A 16,374-nucleotide genomic window follows, 5' to 3' on the forward strand; every position below is an offset into this window, starting at 1 on the left:
TTTTTAAATTCATCAACCTATATTTCACAAACACCTTATTCCTGCTTTCAGGTAAAATACCCCTTTTGACTGACTTCAGGCCGTCTGAAACATGAGTTCTAAAATCTCTTATCTGTTGCTGGCATTGTCAGCAATTGCGCTCGACCAAATCACAAAAATCTGGACGCTGGCGAATTTTCAATATCAAAAACGCGTAAACATCATTCCGAATTTTTTTGACTGGACACTGGTATTTAACCCTGGTGCGGCGTTTAGTTTTTTGGCCGACCAAGGTGGTTGGCAGAAGTATTTCTTTTTGACACTGGCTTTGGTCATTAGCGGCTATTTGTGGCGTGGCATTGTGAAAAATGACTTTGCGCGCTGGGGCAAAATCGGCGCGGCAATGATTATCGGTGGCGCGATCGGCAATGCAATTGACCGTGTCGCTTATGGACATGTAGTTGATTTTTTATTATTTTATTGGCAAGATTGGTATTACCCTGCTTTCAATATCGCCGACAGCTTTATCTGCGTAGGTGCAGTATTGTTGATATTAGATGGCTTTTCAAGCAAACATAAAAAGAATGTGGCGGCAGAGAATCAGGCCGTCTGAAACTGAATTTTTCGGAATACACACATGACAAACAAAACCATTATGCTGGCCAATCCACGCGGCTTTTGTGCCGGCGTTGACCGCGCTATTGCAATCGTGGAGCGAGCGCTGGAAGAATACGGCGCGCCGATTTATGTGCGCCATGAAGTCGTGCACAATAAATTTGTAGTGGATAATCTGCGTGATAAAGGTGCAATTTTTATTGAAGAATTGTCGGAAGTACCGACCGGTGCTACGCTGATTTATTCGGCGCACGGTGTATCGAAGGCGGTACAGGAAGAAGCAAAAATGCGCGGCTTCCGCGTGTTTGACGCGACTTGTCCGCTGGTAACCAAGGTGCATAAAGAAGTGGCTCGATTGGATGCGCAAGATTATCAAATCATTATGATCGGCCACAAAGGCCATGTCGAAGTAGAAGGCACAATGGGGCAACTGCCGCCGGGTAAAATGTTACTGGTCGAGGTGGTGGAAGACGTAGCGGCATTGGAAGTGGCCGATCACGATAAGCTGGCTTATGTGAGCCAGACTACTTTGTCGGTCGACGAAACGAAAGATATTATCGAAGCACTAAATGCGCGTTTCCCAAATATCCGTAACCCACACAAAGAAGACATTTGCTACGCCACCACCAACCGCCAAAAAGCGGTGAAAGATTTGGCGGCAGAATGCGATATTGTGATTGTGGTCGGTTCGCCCAATTCGTCCAACAGCAACCGCTTGCGTGAAGTCGCAGCAGTGCGCGGCGTGGATGCGTATATGGTCGATAACGCCAGCTATTTAGAAAAAGAATGGTTCGACGGCAAAACCAAAGTCGGTGTAACAGCCGGCGCATCGGCACCGGAAGTGTTGGTGCAGGAAGTCTTGGAGACCATTCAATCTTGGGGACACGATACTGTGCGCGAAGGCGAAGGGGCGGAAGAAAGTATTGTATTTGTCTTGCCGAAAGAATTGCGCCGAGAAGGTGAGAATAAGCAGGTTTTGAATAAGGGCTAATTTCCGCCCAGAATCATGAAGGCCGTCTGAAAAATGATCTTTCAGACGGCCTTGATTATATTCCGTATTTTGTTGATGCGTTTATTTCAATAAATCCGACAAACTGTCGTCTTCAACTGCTTCAACGCTATAACGCTCTTCCGCCCACTCGCCCAAGTCAATCAGCTTGCAACGATGGCTGCAAAACGGACGGTATTTGCTTTCACTGCTCCAAATAACTGGCGTTTGGCAGGTCGGGCATTTGACGATGGTGATGTGTTCATTCATATTCAGACGGCCTTGAGTGTGTGGAGATAATAGCGATGCAAGCGTTGGATTTTTTCGGCTAACTCATTCAAGTTACCGTCGTTTTTAATCACATCATCAGCATGCAGTAATCGCTCACGGCGTGACGCTTGGCTGGCCATAATACGGCGGATTTCATCTTCACTCAAGCTATTGCGCTGTTTGACGCGCTCAATCTGCGTGGTTTCATCCACATCAATCACCAGCACACGTTGCACCAAAGCAAGAAATGGTGGATTTTCCACTAGCAGCGGCACATCGATAATGCCATAAATAGCATCCTGATATTGCGCTTGTTGCAGACGAATTTCTTGCAAAATCAATGGAAACATCAAGGCTTCAAGCATGGCTTTGGTTTGAGGCCGTCTGAACACTTCCTCGCGCAACGCCGCACGATTCAGACGGCCTTCACTTTCAAATACATGCGCACCAATGGTTTCACGAATGGCTGGTAAAGCTTTGCCATTATCTGCCGTCAGACTACGGCTGAGCGTATCGGCATCAATATGCGGCACACCCAACGCAACGAACTCCGCCGCAGCTTGTGATTTTCCGCTGCCGATGCCGCCTGTCAACCCCACCCAAACCGTCATTTAAAATCCTGATTTCGTTAGCCACCATTGAATCAATTGGTTAATCGGTTCATTGGCAATAAAAATAATCCATCCGGCCACCGCCAAGCTTGGGCCAAAGGCAAACTGCCGCCCTTTGCCGACGCGTGACACAAGCGCGCCGATAATGCCGATTAAGGCCGCCATAAACACCAATACCGGCAACACGCCGACACCCAGCCATGCACCCAGTGCGGCCAATAATTTAAAGTCGCCGCCGCCCATACCGATTTTACCGGTTAACAATTTATAGACGTAACACAGCAACCACAAACTCATATAACCGCAAACCGCGCCCAATACCGCCGACTGAAGCGTGGTAAATGCGCCGTTGTAGTTATACAGTAAACCCAGCCACACCAGCGGCAAGGTCAGGGAATCGGGTAGGTATTGGGTATCGTAGTCGATAAAAGTGAGCGCAACCAGCATGGCGGTAAAAATCAAGCCGCCAAATGTCAGCCACGACCAGCCGTATTGCCATGCCACAACACCAAATAAGATGCCGGTAAGTAATTCCACCAAAGGATAGCGGATGCTGATGGGTGTTTTACATGAGCTACATTTGCCACCCAACAGCAAATAACTCACCATCGGAATATTCTGCCAAGCCTTCACCGGCGCATGACATTTCGGGCAGCGTGAATCCGGTTTCGACAATGTAAACGGTACTTCTTCTTCGGCCGTAAGCGGCACATTCAAATGCTCTTTGGCAAATTGCGTCCAACCGCGCTCCATCATCACAGGAATGCGATAAATCACCACATTCAAAAAGCTGCCGATTAATAAACCGAAAATCACCGCCAATGGCACAACAAACGGGGCTAAGGCATTCCAAGTTTCCAGCATCTTAACCCACCACGTTGCCCAAGTTAAACAGCGGCAAGTACATCGCCACCAGCAACACGCCGATTAACGAACCCAATACCACCATGATAATTGGCTCCATCAACGAAGATAATTGCGCAACAGAGTTATCTACTTCATCTTCATAAAATTCAGCAGCTTTATTCAACATATCATCCAAAGAGCCAGATTCCTCACCAATAGAGGCCATCTGAATCACCATATTCGGGAACATTTCAGTAGCCTGCATACTGGAAGTCAGCGACAAACCTTGCGTCACTTTGGCGCGAATGTCCTGTGTAGCCTCTTCATACAAAATATTACCGGAGGCACCTGCCACCGAATCTAAAACTTCTACCAACGGTACGCCTGCCGCAAACAAGGTAGAAGTTGTGCGTGACCAGCGTGCAATCGTTGCTTTTTTTACAATAGGGCCAAAAACCGGTAGTTTAAGCAACGTGGCGTCGACGCGTTTCTGAAAGGCCGGCGAATTTTGATGCAGCTTATACACCCCAAAGCCGATTAAAATTAGGCCGATAATCATAATCCAGCCATATTCGACAAATAAATCAGAGATATTCATCACTACCTGAGTCAACCAAGGCAATTCGGCGCCCATGTTGCTATATACTTCTTTAAATGCCGGCAACACAAACATCATCATGATAAACATCAAGATCACCGCCACCACCACAATCGAAATCGGGTAGGTCAGCGCAGTTTTCACTTTTTTCTTAATGGCTTGCGTTTTCTCTTTATAAACCGCCAACTTATCCAGCAAGCCTTCCAGTACACCACCGGTTTCACCGGCAGAAACCAAGTTGCAATAGAATCGGTCGAAATATTTCGGGTATTTGGCAAACGATTTACCTAATGCACTACCCTGCTCTACTTCCGCACGAATTTGCATCAGCATTTGTGTCATCGCAGGGTTTGAGTGGCCACGTGCCACAATTTCAAAAGCCTGCATCAAAGGCAGACCGGCTTTCATCATGGTTGCCAATTGTCGGGTAAAGACTGTGATGTCTTCTTGCGTGATGCGGCGTTTGCGCACCGCTTTCACCTTACTGATACGCAACGGACGGATACCGCGACGCTGAAGCTTTTTACGCGCCTCTTCTTCGTCTTTCGCCACTACTTCGCCGTGAACCACTTGATCGGTATGGGTATTTTTACCTTCGAATGTAAAACGTTTACCTTTGCTCTTTTGGGTGAACAAACCCTTTTTTTGCTCTGCTTGAGCCATAATTCAATTACCCCTTAATTTCATATGAGAAAGAATGAGAAACGCAATTCCCCTTGCATTTCCCATTCTCAAAATCAGTCATTGGTGTGTGCCGTTACTTCTTCCAACGAAGTCAACCCCTGCATGACTTTCAATAAACCAGCACGACGCAAATCCACCATGCCTTCTTGGTAAGCCATGTTTTGGATATCGACTTCCGTGCCGTTATCCATAATCACACGTTGCATTTCTTCGGTAATCGGCATCACTTCATACACACCGACACGGCCTTTAAAACCTTTGCCGCGACAACTGTCACAACCAACCGGACGGTACATTTGCCAATCATTGGCCAAATCTTCATCAGTAAACCCAGCTTTTTTCAATGCCGGAACCGGCGGACGTTCAATCGGTTTTTTACAACTTGGGCACAGGCGACGCAACAAACGCTGCGCCATAATCAAACTTACCGAACTGGCAATATTAAAAGGCGCCACGCCCATATTCAGCATACGCGACAAGGTTGCCGGTGCATTATTGGTGTGCAATGTCGAAAACACCATATGACCGGTTTGCGCGGCTTTAATCGCAATATCGGCAGTTTCCAAGTCACGAATCTCGCCGACCATGATGATGTCCGGATCCTGACGCAGGAAAGATTTCAGCGCAGCCGCAAAGGTCAGGCCTTGTTTGTCATTGACGTTAACCTGATTAATTCCCGGCAAGTTAATCTCGGCAGGGTCTTCCGCGGTGGAAATATTCACGTCTTCCGTGTTCAAAATATTCAGGCAGGTATACAGCGAAACAGTTTTACCCGAGCCGGTAGGGCCGGTCACCAGCACCATACCGTAAGGACGGTGAATGGCTTCAAGCAGCATTTCTTTTTGGAATGGCTCAAAGCCCAATTGGTCGATATTCAATGTGGCGGCATCCGAATTCAGAATACGCATCACCACTTTTTCACCGAACAAAGTCGGCAAGGTACTCACACGGAAATCAATCGGGCGACCATGTTTATGGAAGGCAATCTGAATACGACCATCTTGCGGCACGCGTTTTTCAGAAATATCCAAGCGCGCCATCACTTTAATACGTGAGGCCAACTGACCGCGCACAGCAACCGGCGGCTGCACTACTTCACGCAATTGGCCATCGACACGGAAACGCACACGCGCCATTTGCTCGTAAAATTCAAAATGGATATCTGAGGCACCGGCATTCAAGGCATCAGACAATGTTTTATGAATAAAACGCGGAATCGGACCATCTTCCGCTTCTTCATTGTCGATATACAACGCTTGCGGTGTTTGAGAAGATTCCTGCTCTTGGCTGATTTCTTTCAAAATGGTAGTCGAACGTTGACCAATCCATTCCAGTAAAGAGCTCAACTGGTCATGCGGCACCACCACCAAATCGACAGAAACACCTGAAGAAAAGGCGATTTTTTGAAAATTTTGAATTTGAGTCGGATCAGAAACCGCCAAATAAACCTTACGGCCGCGACGGAAAATCGGCACACAGCGGTTTTGCACCATCTGCTCTTCAGTCAACACATCCGTCAAGACATGACTACGCGGATAATGGTGCAAATCCAGCAAAGGATAGCTGAACACGCGCGCCACCAGCTCACCAAGGGCTTTGGGAGAAATCACACCATCATCAAACAGCATAGGCATAATGTCTTTATGCGCTTTGATTGCTGCTTGATAATGTTCTGCCTGAGTAGGCGTAATGGTTTGACTTTGCGCCAAGACGCGCAGTAATCCGACACTCATTTTAACCTGATCCGTTTCTGGCAAAGCCACATCCCTAAGCTTTGCTATGTGTTTAATTTAATTGAATACCCTAAAATTTCCGACGGCCTTTTATTTTCCCTTTTACCAGTCGGAGGCGGGTCATTTATTTTCGTTTAATATTATGTTTATTGTTCTTTTTAATATGCGTTTGTTATTATAAAACAAGCTGAGCCAGTCTCAAACCTGCTTTTGAAATTGTATCAACAATTAGAAACTATTTCACAACAGATATAATGTCTGACTCGCTACGTACAAAAAGGCCGGATAATTTCCGGCCTTTTCAAATCTTTTAGATAAAAAAATAACCGCTGAAGCGGTTGGTGGTGGCCAGAGGCGGGATCGAACCGCCGACACACGGATTTTCAATCCGTTGCTCTACCAACTGAGCTATCTGGCCTTCGCGTCTTTCGTTGCGAGATGTGTATTAAACCAAAAACACCGCCTTCACGCAAGCCTTATTTGACAAAAATATTCATAAAATAACTAAACTCATGTTTTATATTGAATTAAAATTTTATGATTTTGGCAGGATTTCCGGCATTTTCTGCGAATTTATTTTATCAGGTCGTCTGAAAACAGAATCATGGTCGTTCATCCTGTTTTTAAGCTACAATATCTGTTTCCCTTTTCGATAAAAACACACACATGCTTTATCAATTTTTAAAAGATATGCTGGATATTCTGCGCCTGCGCTACCGCCCACCGATGGAATATCTCTACACGCTGCCGGTAATTGCCGCTGTATTATTGCTGCTAGGCGTGATTAACGCGGCCAGTATGTCGCCTTTGTTCGGCCAAGAACCTGCCGCGATTGTGTTTGCGGTTTTACTCACCATCGTGAAATGGTTGGTATTGAGCCGCGCCATGCGTGCAGTGATTCATTATTACGGCGGCACACCACGCTTACCGCTATGGGGCTTTACCTTGGCTTCCGAAGCCTTAGCGATTCCTATGTTGGCTTTATTTTATGTGCCGCAATTGGCCACATTGGCACTGTTTTACCAAGTGTGGAGTTTCTGGGCGCAAGCCATCGGTTTTATGAAAATGGGCAATGTTTCCGGCTGGAAAATCATGCTCGGTTATCTGTTGTATTTTCTCGGTACACTCGCCGTTGGTTCGGTCTTGCTGATTTTGTTTATCCAAGCCGGCTGGATGGATGCCGATACCTTAAACCAACAATTGCAAGCGATTATGCAAGCTAAAGAAGCTTAAATATATAGAGGCCGTCTGAAAGATTTCAGACGGCCTCAAACCTTATTAATACATACAAAAAAATCCCACACAGCCAAAACCGTGTGGGATTTTTCTTTTACAATCTGAAGTGTTCAGACGGACTATTACATCATACCGCCCATACCACCCATGCCGCCCATATCAGGCATAGCCGGTTTGTCTTCAGGGATTTCCGCAATCATGCAGTCGGTGGTCAGCATCAAGCCGGCGATAGAAGCAGCGTGTTGCAATGCAGAACGGGTCACTTTGGCCGGATCCAATACGCCCATTTCAATCATGTCGCCGTATTCGCCGCTGCCTGCGTTGTAGCCGTAGTTGCCTTGGCCTTCCAACACTTTGTTCACCACCACGCTTGGCTCGCCGCCGGCATTGGCCACGATTTGACGTAATGGAGACTCAATCGCGCGCAATACGATTTGTACGCCCGCATCTTGGTCGGCATTACCGGTGTGCAGGTTTTCCAGAGCCGAACGGGCACGCAGCAAGGCCACGCCACCACCTGCGACCACGCCTTCTTCAACGGCGGCACGGGTGGCGTGCAGCGCGTCTTCCACGCGGTCTTTCTTCTCTTTCATTTCCACTTCGGTTGCGGCACCGACTTTAATCACTGCTACACCGCCGGCCAATTTGGCCACGCGCTCTTGCAGTTTTTCACGATCGTAGTCGCTGGTGGCCACTTCGATTTGTTGACGGATTTCCGCCACACGGCCTTCGATTTGAGCGGCATCACCGAAGCCATCAATGATAGTGGTGTTTTCTTTACCGATTTCAATGCGTTTGGCTTGACCCAAATCTTCCAAAGTGGCTTTTTCCAAAGACAAGCCCACTTCTTCCGAAATCACTTGGCCACCGGTCAAAATGGCGATGTCTTGCAACATGGCTTTGCGGCGGTCGCCGAAGCCCGGTGCTTTCACGGCCACGGTTTTCAGGATGCCGCGGATGTTGTTCACCACCAAAGTCGCCAAGGCTTCGCCTTCCACGTCTTCAGCGATAATCAGCAGCGGACGGCTGGTTTTGGCGATTTGTTCCAAAACAGGTAGCAGGTCGCGGATGTTGCTGATTTTTTTGTCGAACAACAAGACAAACGGGTTATCCAAGGCCGCGATTTGTTTTTCGGCATCGTTGATGAAGTATGGCGACAGGTAGCCACGGTCGAACTGCATGCCTTCTACCACATCCAACTCGTTTTCCAAAGATTTGCCGTCTTCTACGGTAATCACGCCTTCTTTGCCGACTTTTTCCATCGCTTCGGCAATGATCTGGCCGACCTGCTCGTCAGAGTTGGCCGAAATCGAACCCACTTGGGCGATTTCTTTGGAAGTATCGCAAGGTTTGGCGATGTTTTTCAATTCGTCAACCAAAGCGGCCACGGCTTTGTCGATACCGCGTTTCAGATCGGTCGGATTCATGCCGGCAGTCACATATTTCATGCCTTCCACCACGATGGCTTGTGCCAACACAGTTGCGGTAGTGGTACCGTCACCGGCCACGTCATTGGTTTTAGAAGCGACTTCTTTCACCATTTGCGCGCCCATGTTTTCGAATTTGTCTTTCAATTCGATTTCTTTAGCCACAGACACGCCGTCTTTAGTGATGTGTGGGCCGCCGAATGCGCGATCCAATACCACGTTGCGGCCTTTAGGGCCTAAAGTTACGCGCACGGCGTTGGCCAAGGTGTTGACACCGTTCACCATTTTTTGGCGAACTTCGCTACCGAATTGTACGTCTTTTGCTGCCATTGATATGCTCCAATAAATTATCTGGTTTACAGCCGTCGAACCTTTTCAGACGGCCTAAATATTAGGTTGAGATTATTCTACAATCGCAAAAATGTCTTCTTCGCGCATCACCAACAGCTCTTCGCCGTCGGCTTTCACAGTTTGGCCGCTGTATTTGCCGAAAATCACTTTGTCACCGACTTTCACATCCAAAGCACGGCGTTGGCCGTCGCGGCCTACTTTGCCGGCACCCACGGCAACCACTTCACCCATATCAGGTTTTTCGGCTGCAGCACCCGGCAACACGATGCCTGATGCGGTTTTTTCTTCAGCTTCAACGCGTTTTACCACTACGCGGTCATGTAAAGGACGGATGGTCATGTAATATTCTCCAAAAAAGTTGCATAAAGTTTGTTTTGAAAATTCACAGATAAAACAAAGATATCTGCTTCAACGCAGCTAAAAATAAGGTTATCGGCGCAAAATTCAAGCCCTGAAGCGTAAATTTTTCTGTGGGGTGCGGCCGATTATGTTTCATGATATGCAGTAGGCCGTCTGAAAACAGATGGCACTCTGCACAATACCAATTTTTCAGACGGCATTATTTTTGATAATCATTTTCGATTAGACTATAATCTCCAGCATATTTCTTATTAGGCCGTCTGAAATGTTTCAGACGGCCTCCATTACCTCTGAAGCTGGTTATGCCTATGCTACTCAAAAAATTCCTACTCACCTTCGGCCTGCTTTTTACTACAGGCATTGCCGGAGCCGCGCCTGATTTAAGCCAAAAATCAGACACCGCACCACTTTACGCGCCCGACAGCCATTATCGTTTTGAAACGCTGAATTTCCAATCTGCCGACAGCAAACGCCGCTACCGCATATATTTAGGCATTCCGAAAACCGCCGTGCCAAAGCAAGGCCACAGTGTATTGTATGCGCTCGACGGCAATGCTTTAACCGAAAACCTAAGCCCGTCACGCCTAAACACGCTCAAGCAGCCGCCGGTGTTGGTGCTGATTGGTTATGACACCGATTTGCGCTTCGACACCGCCGCCCGTGCGCACGATTACACGCCGCCGAATCACCAAGATCAAACCTTCAGCGATGCCGTTGACCCCACACGCACCCACGGCGGCGCGGCGGATTTTTTACAACTCATCAACACCGCCATCCGCCCGCAAATCGAAGCGCGCGTAAAGCTCAATCCTGAGCGGCAAATGCTGTGGGGGCATTCCTACGGCGGTTTGTTTGTGCTGTATACGCTTTTAAATTCGCCGCAAAGTTTCACCCACTACATCGCCGCCGACCCCGCCTTGTGGTTTGAACAAGGCAGTTTATATCAGCAATACCAAACCGCGTTCAGACGGCCTGATGTCTTTGGCAACCGCACGTTATTCATCGAACAAAGCCAGCGCAAACGCGAGCGCGACACCAGCAAACTCACGCCCGAACAAGCCGCCCATTTGGCCGCACGACAACAATCCGCCGCACAATTACCCAGCGATGCAGGCAAAAAATTAACCGAGCAAATGTCCGCCCGAAACGACATCCGTGCCGAGTTTACCGGCTATCCCGAATTGGATCACGGCGGCATTTTGCCGGTTTCGTTTCTACACGCCTTGGAAATTGCCGGCGAGCCGTAATATTTTTCAGACGGCCTATTTAAAATAAAGGCCGTCTGAAACCCACACACCAAAAAGGAAAAGACAATGAACCCCAACCGCCCACGTCTTGTACAAGTTGCCTCATGGCAGGATGTCAGCCCGCATCTGCGCCGCATTGTGTTCCACAGCGAAGAATTGGCCGACTATCCTTACGCTTTCAACGGTGCGCCGATGAAAGTATTTCTGCCTGCCGACGGCCAAACCGTGCCGAATTTTCCTGAAATGACACCGACCGGCCCGAAATGGGCAGAAGGCGTGCAACGCCCGTTTGTGCGCACCTACACCGTGCGCGATTTCGACCGCCAAGCCAACACGCTGACGATTGATTTTGTGCTGCACGGCGACAACGGCCCCGCTTCCGCCTTTGCCGAACGCGTGCAAACCGGCCAAACCATCGGCGTGAGCGCATCACGCGGCCGCGATGAAATGCTTAAACCTGCCGCCGAATACCTGATGGTGGGCGACCTCACCTCCCTGCCCGCCATCGAATCCATGCTGCTGGATATGGATGCCGGCGCGCGCGGCAATGTATTTATGCTGCTACCCGAAAACGAAACCCTGCCCTCCACCTTCCGCCACCCGCAAGGCGTGAATGTGCATACCGTTTATGCCGAGCCTGAGCAATACTCGAATATTATCGAACAAGTGCGCCAAGTCCGCCCAACTAGCGACGATTGCTATGTCTGGATTGCCGGTGAAGCCGCAATGGTGGGCGTGTTGCGCGATTTGATACGCAAAGGATGGCAGCTTTCCATCAAACAATGCTACGCCGTGCCATACTGGCGATTGGGTGGAGCGGAAGAAAAATACCACCAAAAACGCCATGATTTTATGGACAGCGATGTGGAATAAGCTACGTTTGCTTGTTTTCAGACGGCCTTATTCAACTTAATCGTCCATCTCGTAAAAAATGCCCGACTTAGAGTCGGGCATTTTGCATACTACTTTTAGAACGTGTAATTCATACCGATACGATATTCACGACCAGCACCTGGTAAGTTACTACGCTGAGCGTGTGGAATGTAATTCTTATTGGTAATGTTGTTTACCGCAAAATTCACATTCATTTTATCGTTGTTCAAAGGTTTCCAGTTGGCCGAAATATCGGTAACGCCGTAAGAAGCTTTACCAGTTCCATTAGCTGCAGTAATTTGAGCACTACTGGTGAAGAAGTTATCTTCCGGTTTAACTTTCTCAACCTGACGACGATGTACAGCCACCTCCAAGTTTGGCTTGTTGAAGCGGTAAGCCAAAGAAGCAGTCCATGTACGGCCAATAGCAGAAGCGTATTCCGGATTAGAGCTTAAGCGCTCACCGTAGAAACGCGGTTTGGCATGCGCAACGCCCAAACGTGCTGTCAAACCTTCATAACGATAAGAAGCGGCCAACTCGTAACCTTTGTTCTTAATGCGACCAGCATTGATGATTTCAGAGGCACACTGCAGGTTGGTGCCATCACACAAGTGGTTATCACGACCGGTGTTGGTACCCAAGGCATCTTTAATATTTTGCCAGAAGTAGCTGCCTTCGAAACCAAACGTACCATCATTGTAGTTAAAGCCGATTTCAGTATTACGGGCTTGTTCAGCTTTGGTACCATCAGCAATCGATACCACACCACGCGCACCGTGAGACATCAGTGCATCATGCATACGTGGGCTACGGGTTGCATAGTTATGGCTGGCACTGAAGCTTAAGCTCGGCATAGCTTGCCAAATCACACCTACGCTTGGATTAATCGCACCATCACTGATTTTCTTACCATCCATGGCTTTGAAATTGAAGTGGTCGTAACGCAAGCCCGCAGTCAAAGTGACATCGTTGATATCAACGATGGCTTCACCATATACGCCTACATCTTGTTTTTCCTGATTGCGAACACCTTCACGGAAAATTTGATGTGGTTTCACTTCTTGATTACGGTAGTTCACACCGTATTTCACTACTACATTATCATGTACGTGCGAATCAAAGTTTACGTTTGCGCCAATGGTATCAAGTTTGGCTTTAGTTGCACCGGTATTTTGTCGACCGCCGGCATAACCGTTACCACTGTCATCAGCAGACCAACGACCTTGCTCCAAGCGATAAATATTTGCGTTGGCTGATTCGGCAAAACCTAAGTTTTTGCCTGTCCATTCCAAGTTGGTATGGTTAACCGTCATTTTACGCATAGCTGGTGCTTGGCGTTCTAAAGACAAACGTGGGCCGCCTACCGCAAATTCTTCACGAACCAATCGCTCACCTTTGTGTTGTTCGTGACGGTGACTCAAAGCGACACGGTGGTCTTCACGGCCTCATATTAAAACCATTGCCATCAGTATTTTGCACACCTCTTTTTTCACACAAAGGAAAAACATGAAAAATATGACTGCTTTATTCGTCGCCGCCGCATTGGGCGCGGCTTCTGTTTCCGCTGTTGCTGCCGGTTTCGGCCATCAGCAAGATGTTTCGATTGATGGTCGTGCCGTGAACGTGATGGATACGTCCGCCCGTATTATCGGCAACGCCCAAGGCAATGCGCCTCAATTACTGGACGACATCACCGACGGCAAAACCGCGCGTGCCGTGCCGGGTTACAAAATCATGTTTATGAGCCGCGCTTATTCGCTGAACCACGCCGCCCGCCCGCCTCGTGGCGAGCAAACCGTTTGGGGAGACAACCGCGCCATTCACCGCGGCACCAAGGTATTGGTCGGCATTCCGGTGGTAAACGGCAAAATGCAGCTGAACCAAGCGCGTTTATTAGATATGGCGGTGATTGATGATGCCAGCGTGGATGCGGCAGCCTTCAAAGCAGAAGACAAAACCCGCCCGCGCGGCAAGCAAATTGCGGGCAACGATGCCAAAATCGGCCAAACGTCTTTGAAATTAAGCCGTTTGGAATTGCCTGATATGCAAACGGGCGAACGCAGCGGCGGCGGTGTGGTGCTGGAAGCGTCAGCCGTGATTGATGGCAAAACAGTTGCCACTAAAGTCAACAGCACGTTCCGCGAGTTTGATGTTGCCAAACCGGATAATCCGCGCGGTTTTGCGGTGGATGAGCGTTTCTTGGCGAAATAATGTCTATTTCAGGCCGTCTGAAAACAAAATTGGCTTTCAGACGGCCTATTAAAACAGTTTGCTGACTTACCCATAACCAACTTGGAAATTCATCAAATCTGTGCGAAAATAAAAGAAAACCATTCTCATCATTGATACGGTTTCAAATCATGGGCTTAATCAGGCGCTCTTGCCCGTATCACACATTCATTTTTTGGAGATTTTTAATGTTACGTTTAACTTCTTTGGCCGTATGCTGCGCGCTGGCCTTAAGCGCATGTACCCCGAAACAAGAAGCCGCCCAACCGGCTGCACCTGCTGCTTCAGGCGCTTCTGCTGCTGCGGCTTCTGCGGCACCTGCTGCACAAACTGAAGGCGCAACCCTGACCGTGAAAACCACGCGTGGTGATGTGCAAGTGCCGCAAAATCCTGAGCGCGTAGCCGTGTACGATTTGGGCATGGCCGATACCTTGCAGAAATTGGGCGTGCAAGCCGGTATGTCGATTGAAAGCACCAAAAACCTGTTGCCATACTTGGGCGATTACCTGAAAAACACCCAACCTGCCGGCACCTTGTTTGAGCCGAACTTTGAAGCCTTAAACAGCTACAAACCGCAATTGATCATCATCGGCAGCCGCACCGCCAAAGCCTTCGACCAATTGAACGCGATTGCGCCGACCATCGAAATGACCGCCGATACTGCCAACCTGAAAGAAAGCGCGAAAGAGCGCATTGATGCTTTCGGTCAAATCTTCGGTAAACAAGCCGAAGCAGACGCACTGAAAGCCGAAATCGATGCCTCTTTTGACGCAGCCAAAAAAGCAGCCGAAGGTAAAGGCACCGGCTTAGTGATTATTGTGAACGGCGGCAAAATGTCTGCCTTCGGCCCGACTTCCCGCTTGGGCGGCTGGATTCATAAAGACATCGGTGTACCTGCGGTAGACGAAGCTATCAAAGAAGGCAGCCACGGCCAGCCGGTGACCTTTGAATACTTGAAAGAGAAAAATCCGGATTGGTTGTTTGTGTTAGACCGCGGCGCAGCGATTGGCGAACAAGGCCAAGCAGCGAAAGACGTGTTGGATAATCCATTGGTAGCCGAAACCAACGCTTGGAAAAAAGGCCAAGTGGTGTACTTGGTGCCTGAAACCTATCTGGCAGCCGGCGGCGCGCAAGAATTGCTCAACGCCAGCAAACAGCTGACCGATGCTTTCAATGCCGCAAAATAAGCGTATTTGATTGTTCAGACGGCCTTTGGTAAGCAAAGGCCGTCTGAACGCGTTTAGCGTATCGGTATTTTTTATCTTTACGTTTTATTTTCAGACGGCCTTTTAAAAAATACATCAAGGCCGTCTGAAAATAAAATGCACTTTAATGAATAAATAAAACCCATGTTCAAAAACGCCCTTTCCTTAAACCTAGCCAGCATTTTCGCTCTGATTGTGCTGTTTTTCATCAGCCTGTCGGTCGGCGTGGCCAGTTTCGATTGGCGCAATCTGTTCGATATGTCCGACAGTATGCAACTGATGTGGGTGAGCCGCTTGCCGCGCACGTTTGCGATTGTGTTGACCGGCGCTTCGATGGCGGTGGCGGGCATGATTATGCAGATTTTGATGCGCAACCGTTTTGTCGAACCGTCGATGGTGGGCGCGAGCCAGAGCGCGTCTTTGGGTTTGCTGCTGATGGCATTGTTTGTACCGTCGGCCGCCCTATTGGTGAAGATGTCGGCGGCAGCAGTAGCAGCGATGGTGGGGATGCTGGTGTTTATGGCGCTCATCCGCCGACTGCCGCCGACCGCGCAATTGATGGTGCCGCTGGTGGGGATTATTTTCGGCGGTGTGATTGAATCGGTGGCGGTGTTTATCGCATATGAAACCGATATGCTGCAAATGCTGACCGTGTGGCAGCAAGGTGATTTTTCAGGGGTGTTGCTGGGGCGTTATGAATTGCTGTGGCTCACCGGCGCATTGGCGGTGTTTGCCTACCTGATTGCCGACCAGCTCACCATCATCGGCTTGGGCGAAACGGTCAGCGTGAACCTGGGCTTAAACCGCAATACCATTTTGTGGGCGGGTTTGATTATCGTGGCGCTGATTACCTCGCTGGTGGTGGTGACGGTGGGCAATATTCCGTTTATCGGCTTGGTTGTGCCCAACATCATCAGCCGCCTGATGGGCGACAAGCTGCGCCAAAGCCTGCCGGCGGTGGCCTTGATGGGCGCATCGCTGGTGTTGCTGTGCGACATTATCGGCCGCTTGGTGGTGTTTCCGTTTGAAATTCCGGTATCGGTGATTTTCGGCGTAGCCGGTACGGTGTTATTCTTAGGTTTATTGTTGAGAAAACCTGCCCATGCCGTCTGAAACGTTTCA

At 48.9% G+C, this 16,374-nt stretch carries 15 protein-coding genes, 1 tRNA gene and 1 pseudogene; 8 read left to right on the forward strand and 9 right to left on the reverse strand.

The window, feature by feature from the left end:
• The first annotated feature begins 91 nt into the window (after window positions 1–91).
• A complete protein-coding gene (lspA, locus tag GJV52_RS03335; RefSeq protein ID WP_095501897.1) occupies window positions 92–592 on the forward strand; it encodes a signal peptidase II in 501 nt (166 codons plus the stop codon).
• A 24-nt stretch (window positions 593–616) separates the two neighbouring features.
• On the forward strand, window positions 617–1,585 hold the full coding sequence (gene ispH, locus GJV52_RS03340; RefSeq protein WP_095501898.1) for a 4-hydroxy-3-methylbut-2-enyl diphosphate reductase: 969 nt from the start codon (window positions 617–619) through the stop codon (window positions 1,583–1,585).
• An 81-nt stretch (window positions 1,586–1,666) separates the two neighbouring features.
• Here ispH and yacG read toward each other — a convergent pair whose 3' ends face one another.
• The 6 genes from yacG to GJV52_RS03370 form a co-directional block, all read right to left on the reverse strand.
• Window positions 1,667–1,852: a DNA gyrase inhibitor YacG gene (gene yacG, locus GJV52_RS03345; protein WP_095501899.1), complete on the reverse strand. Its 186-nt coding sequence runs from the start codon at window positions 1,850–1,852 to the stop codon at window positions 1,667–1,669.
• Window positions 1,853–1,854: 2 nt separating this feature from the next.
• On the reverse strand, window positions 1,855–2,463 hold the full coding sequence (gene coaE / locus GJV52_RS03350; protein ID WP_100562515.1) for a dephospho-CoA kinase: 609 nt from the start codon (window positions 2,461–2,463) through the stop codon (window positions 1,855–1,857).
• Window positions 2,464–3,327: a prepilin peptidase gene (locus tag GJV52_RS03355; protein ID WP_095501901.1), complete on the reverse strand. Its 864-nt coding sequence runs from the start codon at window positions 3,325–3,327 to the stop codon at window positions 2,464–2,466. It abuts the gene before it with no gap.
• 1 nt (window position 3,328) lies between these two features.
• Window positions 3,329–4,570 (reverse strand): type II secretion system F family protein, encoded by a 1,242-nt coding sequence (locus GJV52_RS03360; RefSeq protein WP_095501902.1) that lies wholly within the window; start codon window positions 4,568–4,570, stop codon window positions 3,329–3,331.
• A 74-nt stretch (window positions 4,571–4,644) separates the two neighbouring features.
• Entirely contained in the window at window positions 4,645–6,324 is a 1,680-nt protein-coding gene (gene pilB, locus GJV52_RS03365; protein WP_100562517.1) for a type IV-A pilus assembly ATPase PilB, read from the reverse strand.
• Window positions 6,325–6,666: 342 nt separating this feature from the next.
• Window positions 6,667–6,742: transfer RNA gene (locus GJV52_RS03370), tRNA-Phe, on the reverse strand.
• A gap of 248 nt (window positions 6,743–6,990) precedes the next feature.
• Between GJV52_RS03370 and GJV52_RS03375 the strand changes: the two genes are divergently transcribed.
• Window positions 6,991–7,557 (forward strand): hypothetical protein, encoded by a 567-nt coding sequence (locus tag GJV52_RS03375; protein WP_095501904.1) that lies wholly within the window; start codon window positions 6,991–6,993, stop codon window positions 7,555–7,557.
• Window positions 7,558–7,682: 125 nt separating this feature from the next.
• Here the strand turns inward: GJV52_RS03375 and groL are convergent, their stop codons facing one another.
• Window positions 7,683–9,317, reverse strand: coding sequence for a chaperonin GroEL (groL, locus tag GJV52_RS03380; protein ID WP_100562519.1), 1,635 nt, complete (start codon window positions 9,315–9,317; stop codon window positions 7,683–7,685).
• Window positions 9,318–9,389: 72 nt separating this feature from the next.
• Window positions 9,390–9,677, reverse strand: a complete 288-nt coding sequence (gene groES / locus GJV52_RS03385) for a co-chaperone GroES (RefSeq protein ID WP_095501906.1) — start codon at window positions 9,675–9,677, stop codon at window positions 9,390–9,392.
• Between the two features lie 329 nt (window positions 9,678–10,006).
• Here groES and GJV52_RS03390 point away from each other — a divergent pair, with 329 nt between their 5' ends.
• Together GJV52_RS03390 and GJV52_RS03395 are read left to right on the forward strand one after the other, a co-directional pair.
• Window positions 10,007–10,945, forward strand: coding sequence for an alpha/beta hydrolase (locus tag GJV52_RS03390; RefSeq protein WP_157798095.1), 939 nt, complete (start codon window positions 10,007–10,009; stop codon window positions 10,943–10,945).
• Window positions 10,946–11,011: 66 nt separating this feature from the next.
• Entirely contained in the window at window positions 11,012–11,818 is an 807-nt protein-coding gene (locus GJV52_RS03395) for a siderophore-interacting protein (protein ID WP_100562521.1), read from the forward strand.
• Between the two features lie 95 nt (window positions 11,819–11,913).
• Here GJV52_RS03395 and GJV52_RS03400 read toward each other — a convergent pair.
• A pseudogene (locus GJV52_RS03400) lies at window positions 11,914–13,254 on the reverse strand (TonB-dependent receptor domain-containing protein); the annotation flags it as partial.
• Between the two features lie 70 nt (window positions 13,255–13,324).
• On the opposite strand from GJV52_RS03400, the gene GJV52_RS03405 reads away from it, so the two are divergent.
• The 3 genes from GJV52_RS03405 (at window position 13,325) to GJV52_RS03415 (ending at window position 16,365) form a co-directional block, all read left to right on the forward strand.
• The gene (locus tag GJV52_RS03405; protein WP_095501910.1) at window positions 13,325–14,029 is read left to right on the forward strand and encodes a hypothetical protein; all 705 of its coding nucleotides are present in this window, start codon (window positions 13,325–13,327) and stop codon (window positions 14,027–14,029) included.
• A 206-nt stretch (window positions 14,030–14,235) separates the two neighbouring features.
• Window positions 14,236–15,234 carry a siderophore ABC transporter substrate-binding protein gene (locus GJV52_RS03410; RefSeq protein ID WP_095501911.1) on the forward strand — a complete coding sequence of 333 codons (999 nt, stop codon included), beginning with the start codon at window positions 14,236–14,238 and terminating at the stop codon, window positions 15,232–15,234.
• A gap of 162 nt (window positions 15,235–15,396) precedes the next feature.
• A complete protein-coding gene (locus GJV52_RS03415; RefSeq protein ID WP_100562523.1) occupies window positions 15,397–16,365 on the forward strand; it encodes an ABC transporter permease in 969 nt (322 codons plus the stop codon).
• Window positions 16,366–16,374 lie beyond the last annotated feature (9 nt).

Source organism: Neisseria brasiliensis (assembly GCF_009671065.1).
GTDB classification, from domain to species: Bacteria; Pseudomonadota; Gammaproteobacteria; order Burkholderiales; family Neisseriaceae; genus Neisseria; species Neisseria brasiliensis.

Coding starts and splice junctions, on each gene's coding strand:
- yacG (WP_095501899.1), bottom strand. CDS start 1,852: ATGAATGAACACATCACCATCGTCAAATGCCCGACCTGCCAAACGCCA.
- pilB (WP_100562517.1), bottom strand. CDS start 6,324: ATGAGTGTCGGATTACTGCGCGTCTTGGCGCAAAGTCAAACCATTACG.
- GJV52_RS03405 (WP_095501910.1), top strand. CDS start 13,325: ATGAAAAATATGACTGCTTTATTCGTCGCCGCCGCATTGGGCGCGGCT.
- GJV52_RS03410 (WP_095501911.1), top strand. CDS start 14,236: ATGTTACGTTTAACTTCTTTGGCCGTATGCTGCGCGCTGGCCTTAAGC.
- lspA (WP_095501897.1), top strand. CDS start 92: ATGAGTTCTAAAATCTCTTATCTGTTGCTGGCATTGTCAGCAATTGCG.
- GJV52_RS03360 (WP_095501902.1), bottom strand. CDS start 4,570: ATGGCTCAAGCAGAGCAAAAAAAGGGTTTGTTCACCCAAAAGAGCAAA.
- GJV52_RS03415 (WP_100562523.1), top strand. CDS start 15,397: ATGTTCAAAAACGCCCTTTCCTTAAACCTAGCCAGCATTTTCGCTCTG.
- GJV52_RS03395 (WP_100562521.1), top strand. CDS start 11,012: ATGAACCCCAACCGCCCACGTCTTGTACAAGTTGCCTCATGGCAGGAT.
- GJV52_RS03390 (WP_157798095.1), top strand. CDS start 10,007: ATGCTACTCAAAAAATTCCTACTCACCTTCGGCCTGCTTTTTACTACA.
- GJV52_RS03375 (WP_095501904.1), top strand. CDS start 6,991: ATGCTTTATCAATTTTTAAAAGATATGCTGGATATTCTGCGCCTGCGC.
- groES (WP_095501906.1), bottom strand. CDS start 9,677: ATGACCATCCGTCCTTTACATGACCGCGTAGTGGTAAAACGCGTTGAA.
- ispH (WP_095501898.1), top strand. CDS start 617: ATGACAAACAAAACCATTATGCTGGCCAATCCACGCGGCTTTTGTGCC.
- GJV52_RS03355 (WP_095501901.1), bottom strand. CDS start 3,327: ATGCTGGAAACTTGGAATGCCTTAGCCCCGTTTGTTGTGCCATTGGCG.
- coaE (WP_100562515.1), bottom strand. CDS start 2,463: ATGACGGTTTGGGTGGGGTTGACAGGCGGCATCGGCAGCGGAAAATCA.
- groL (WP_100562519.1), bottom strand. CDS start 9,317: ATGGCAGCAAAAGACGTACAATTCGGTAGCGAAGTTCGCCAAAAAATG.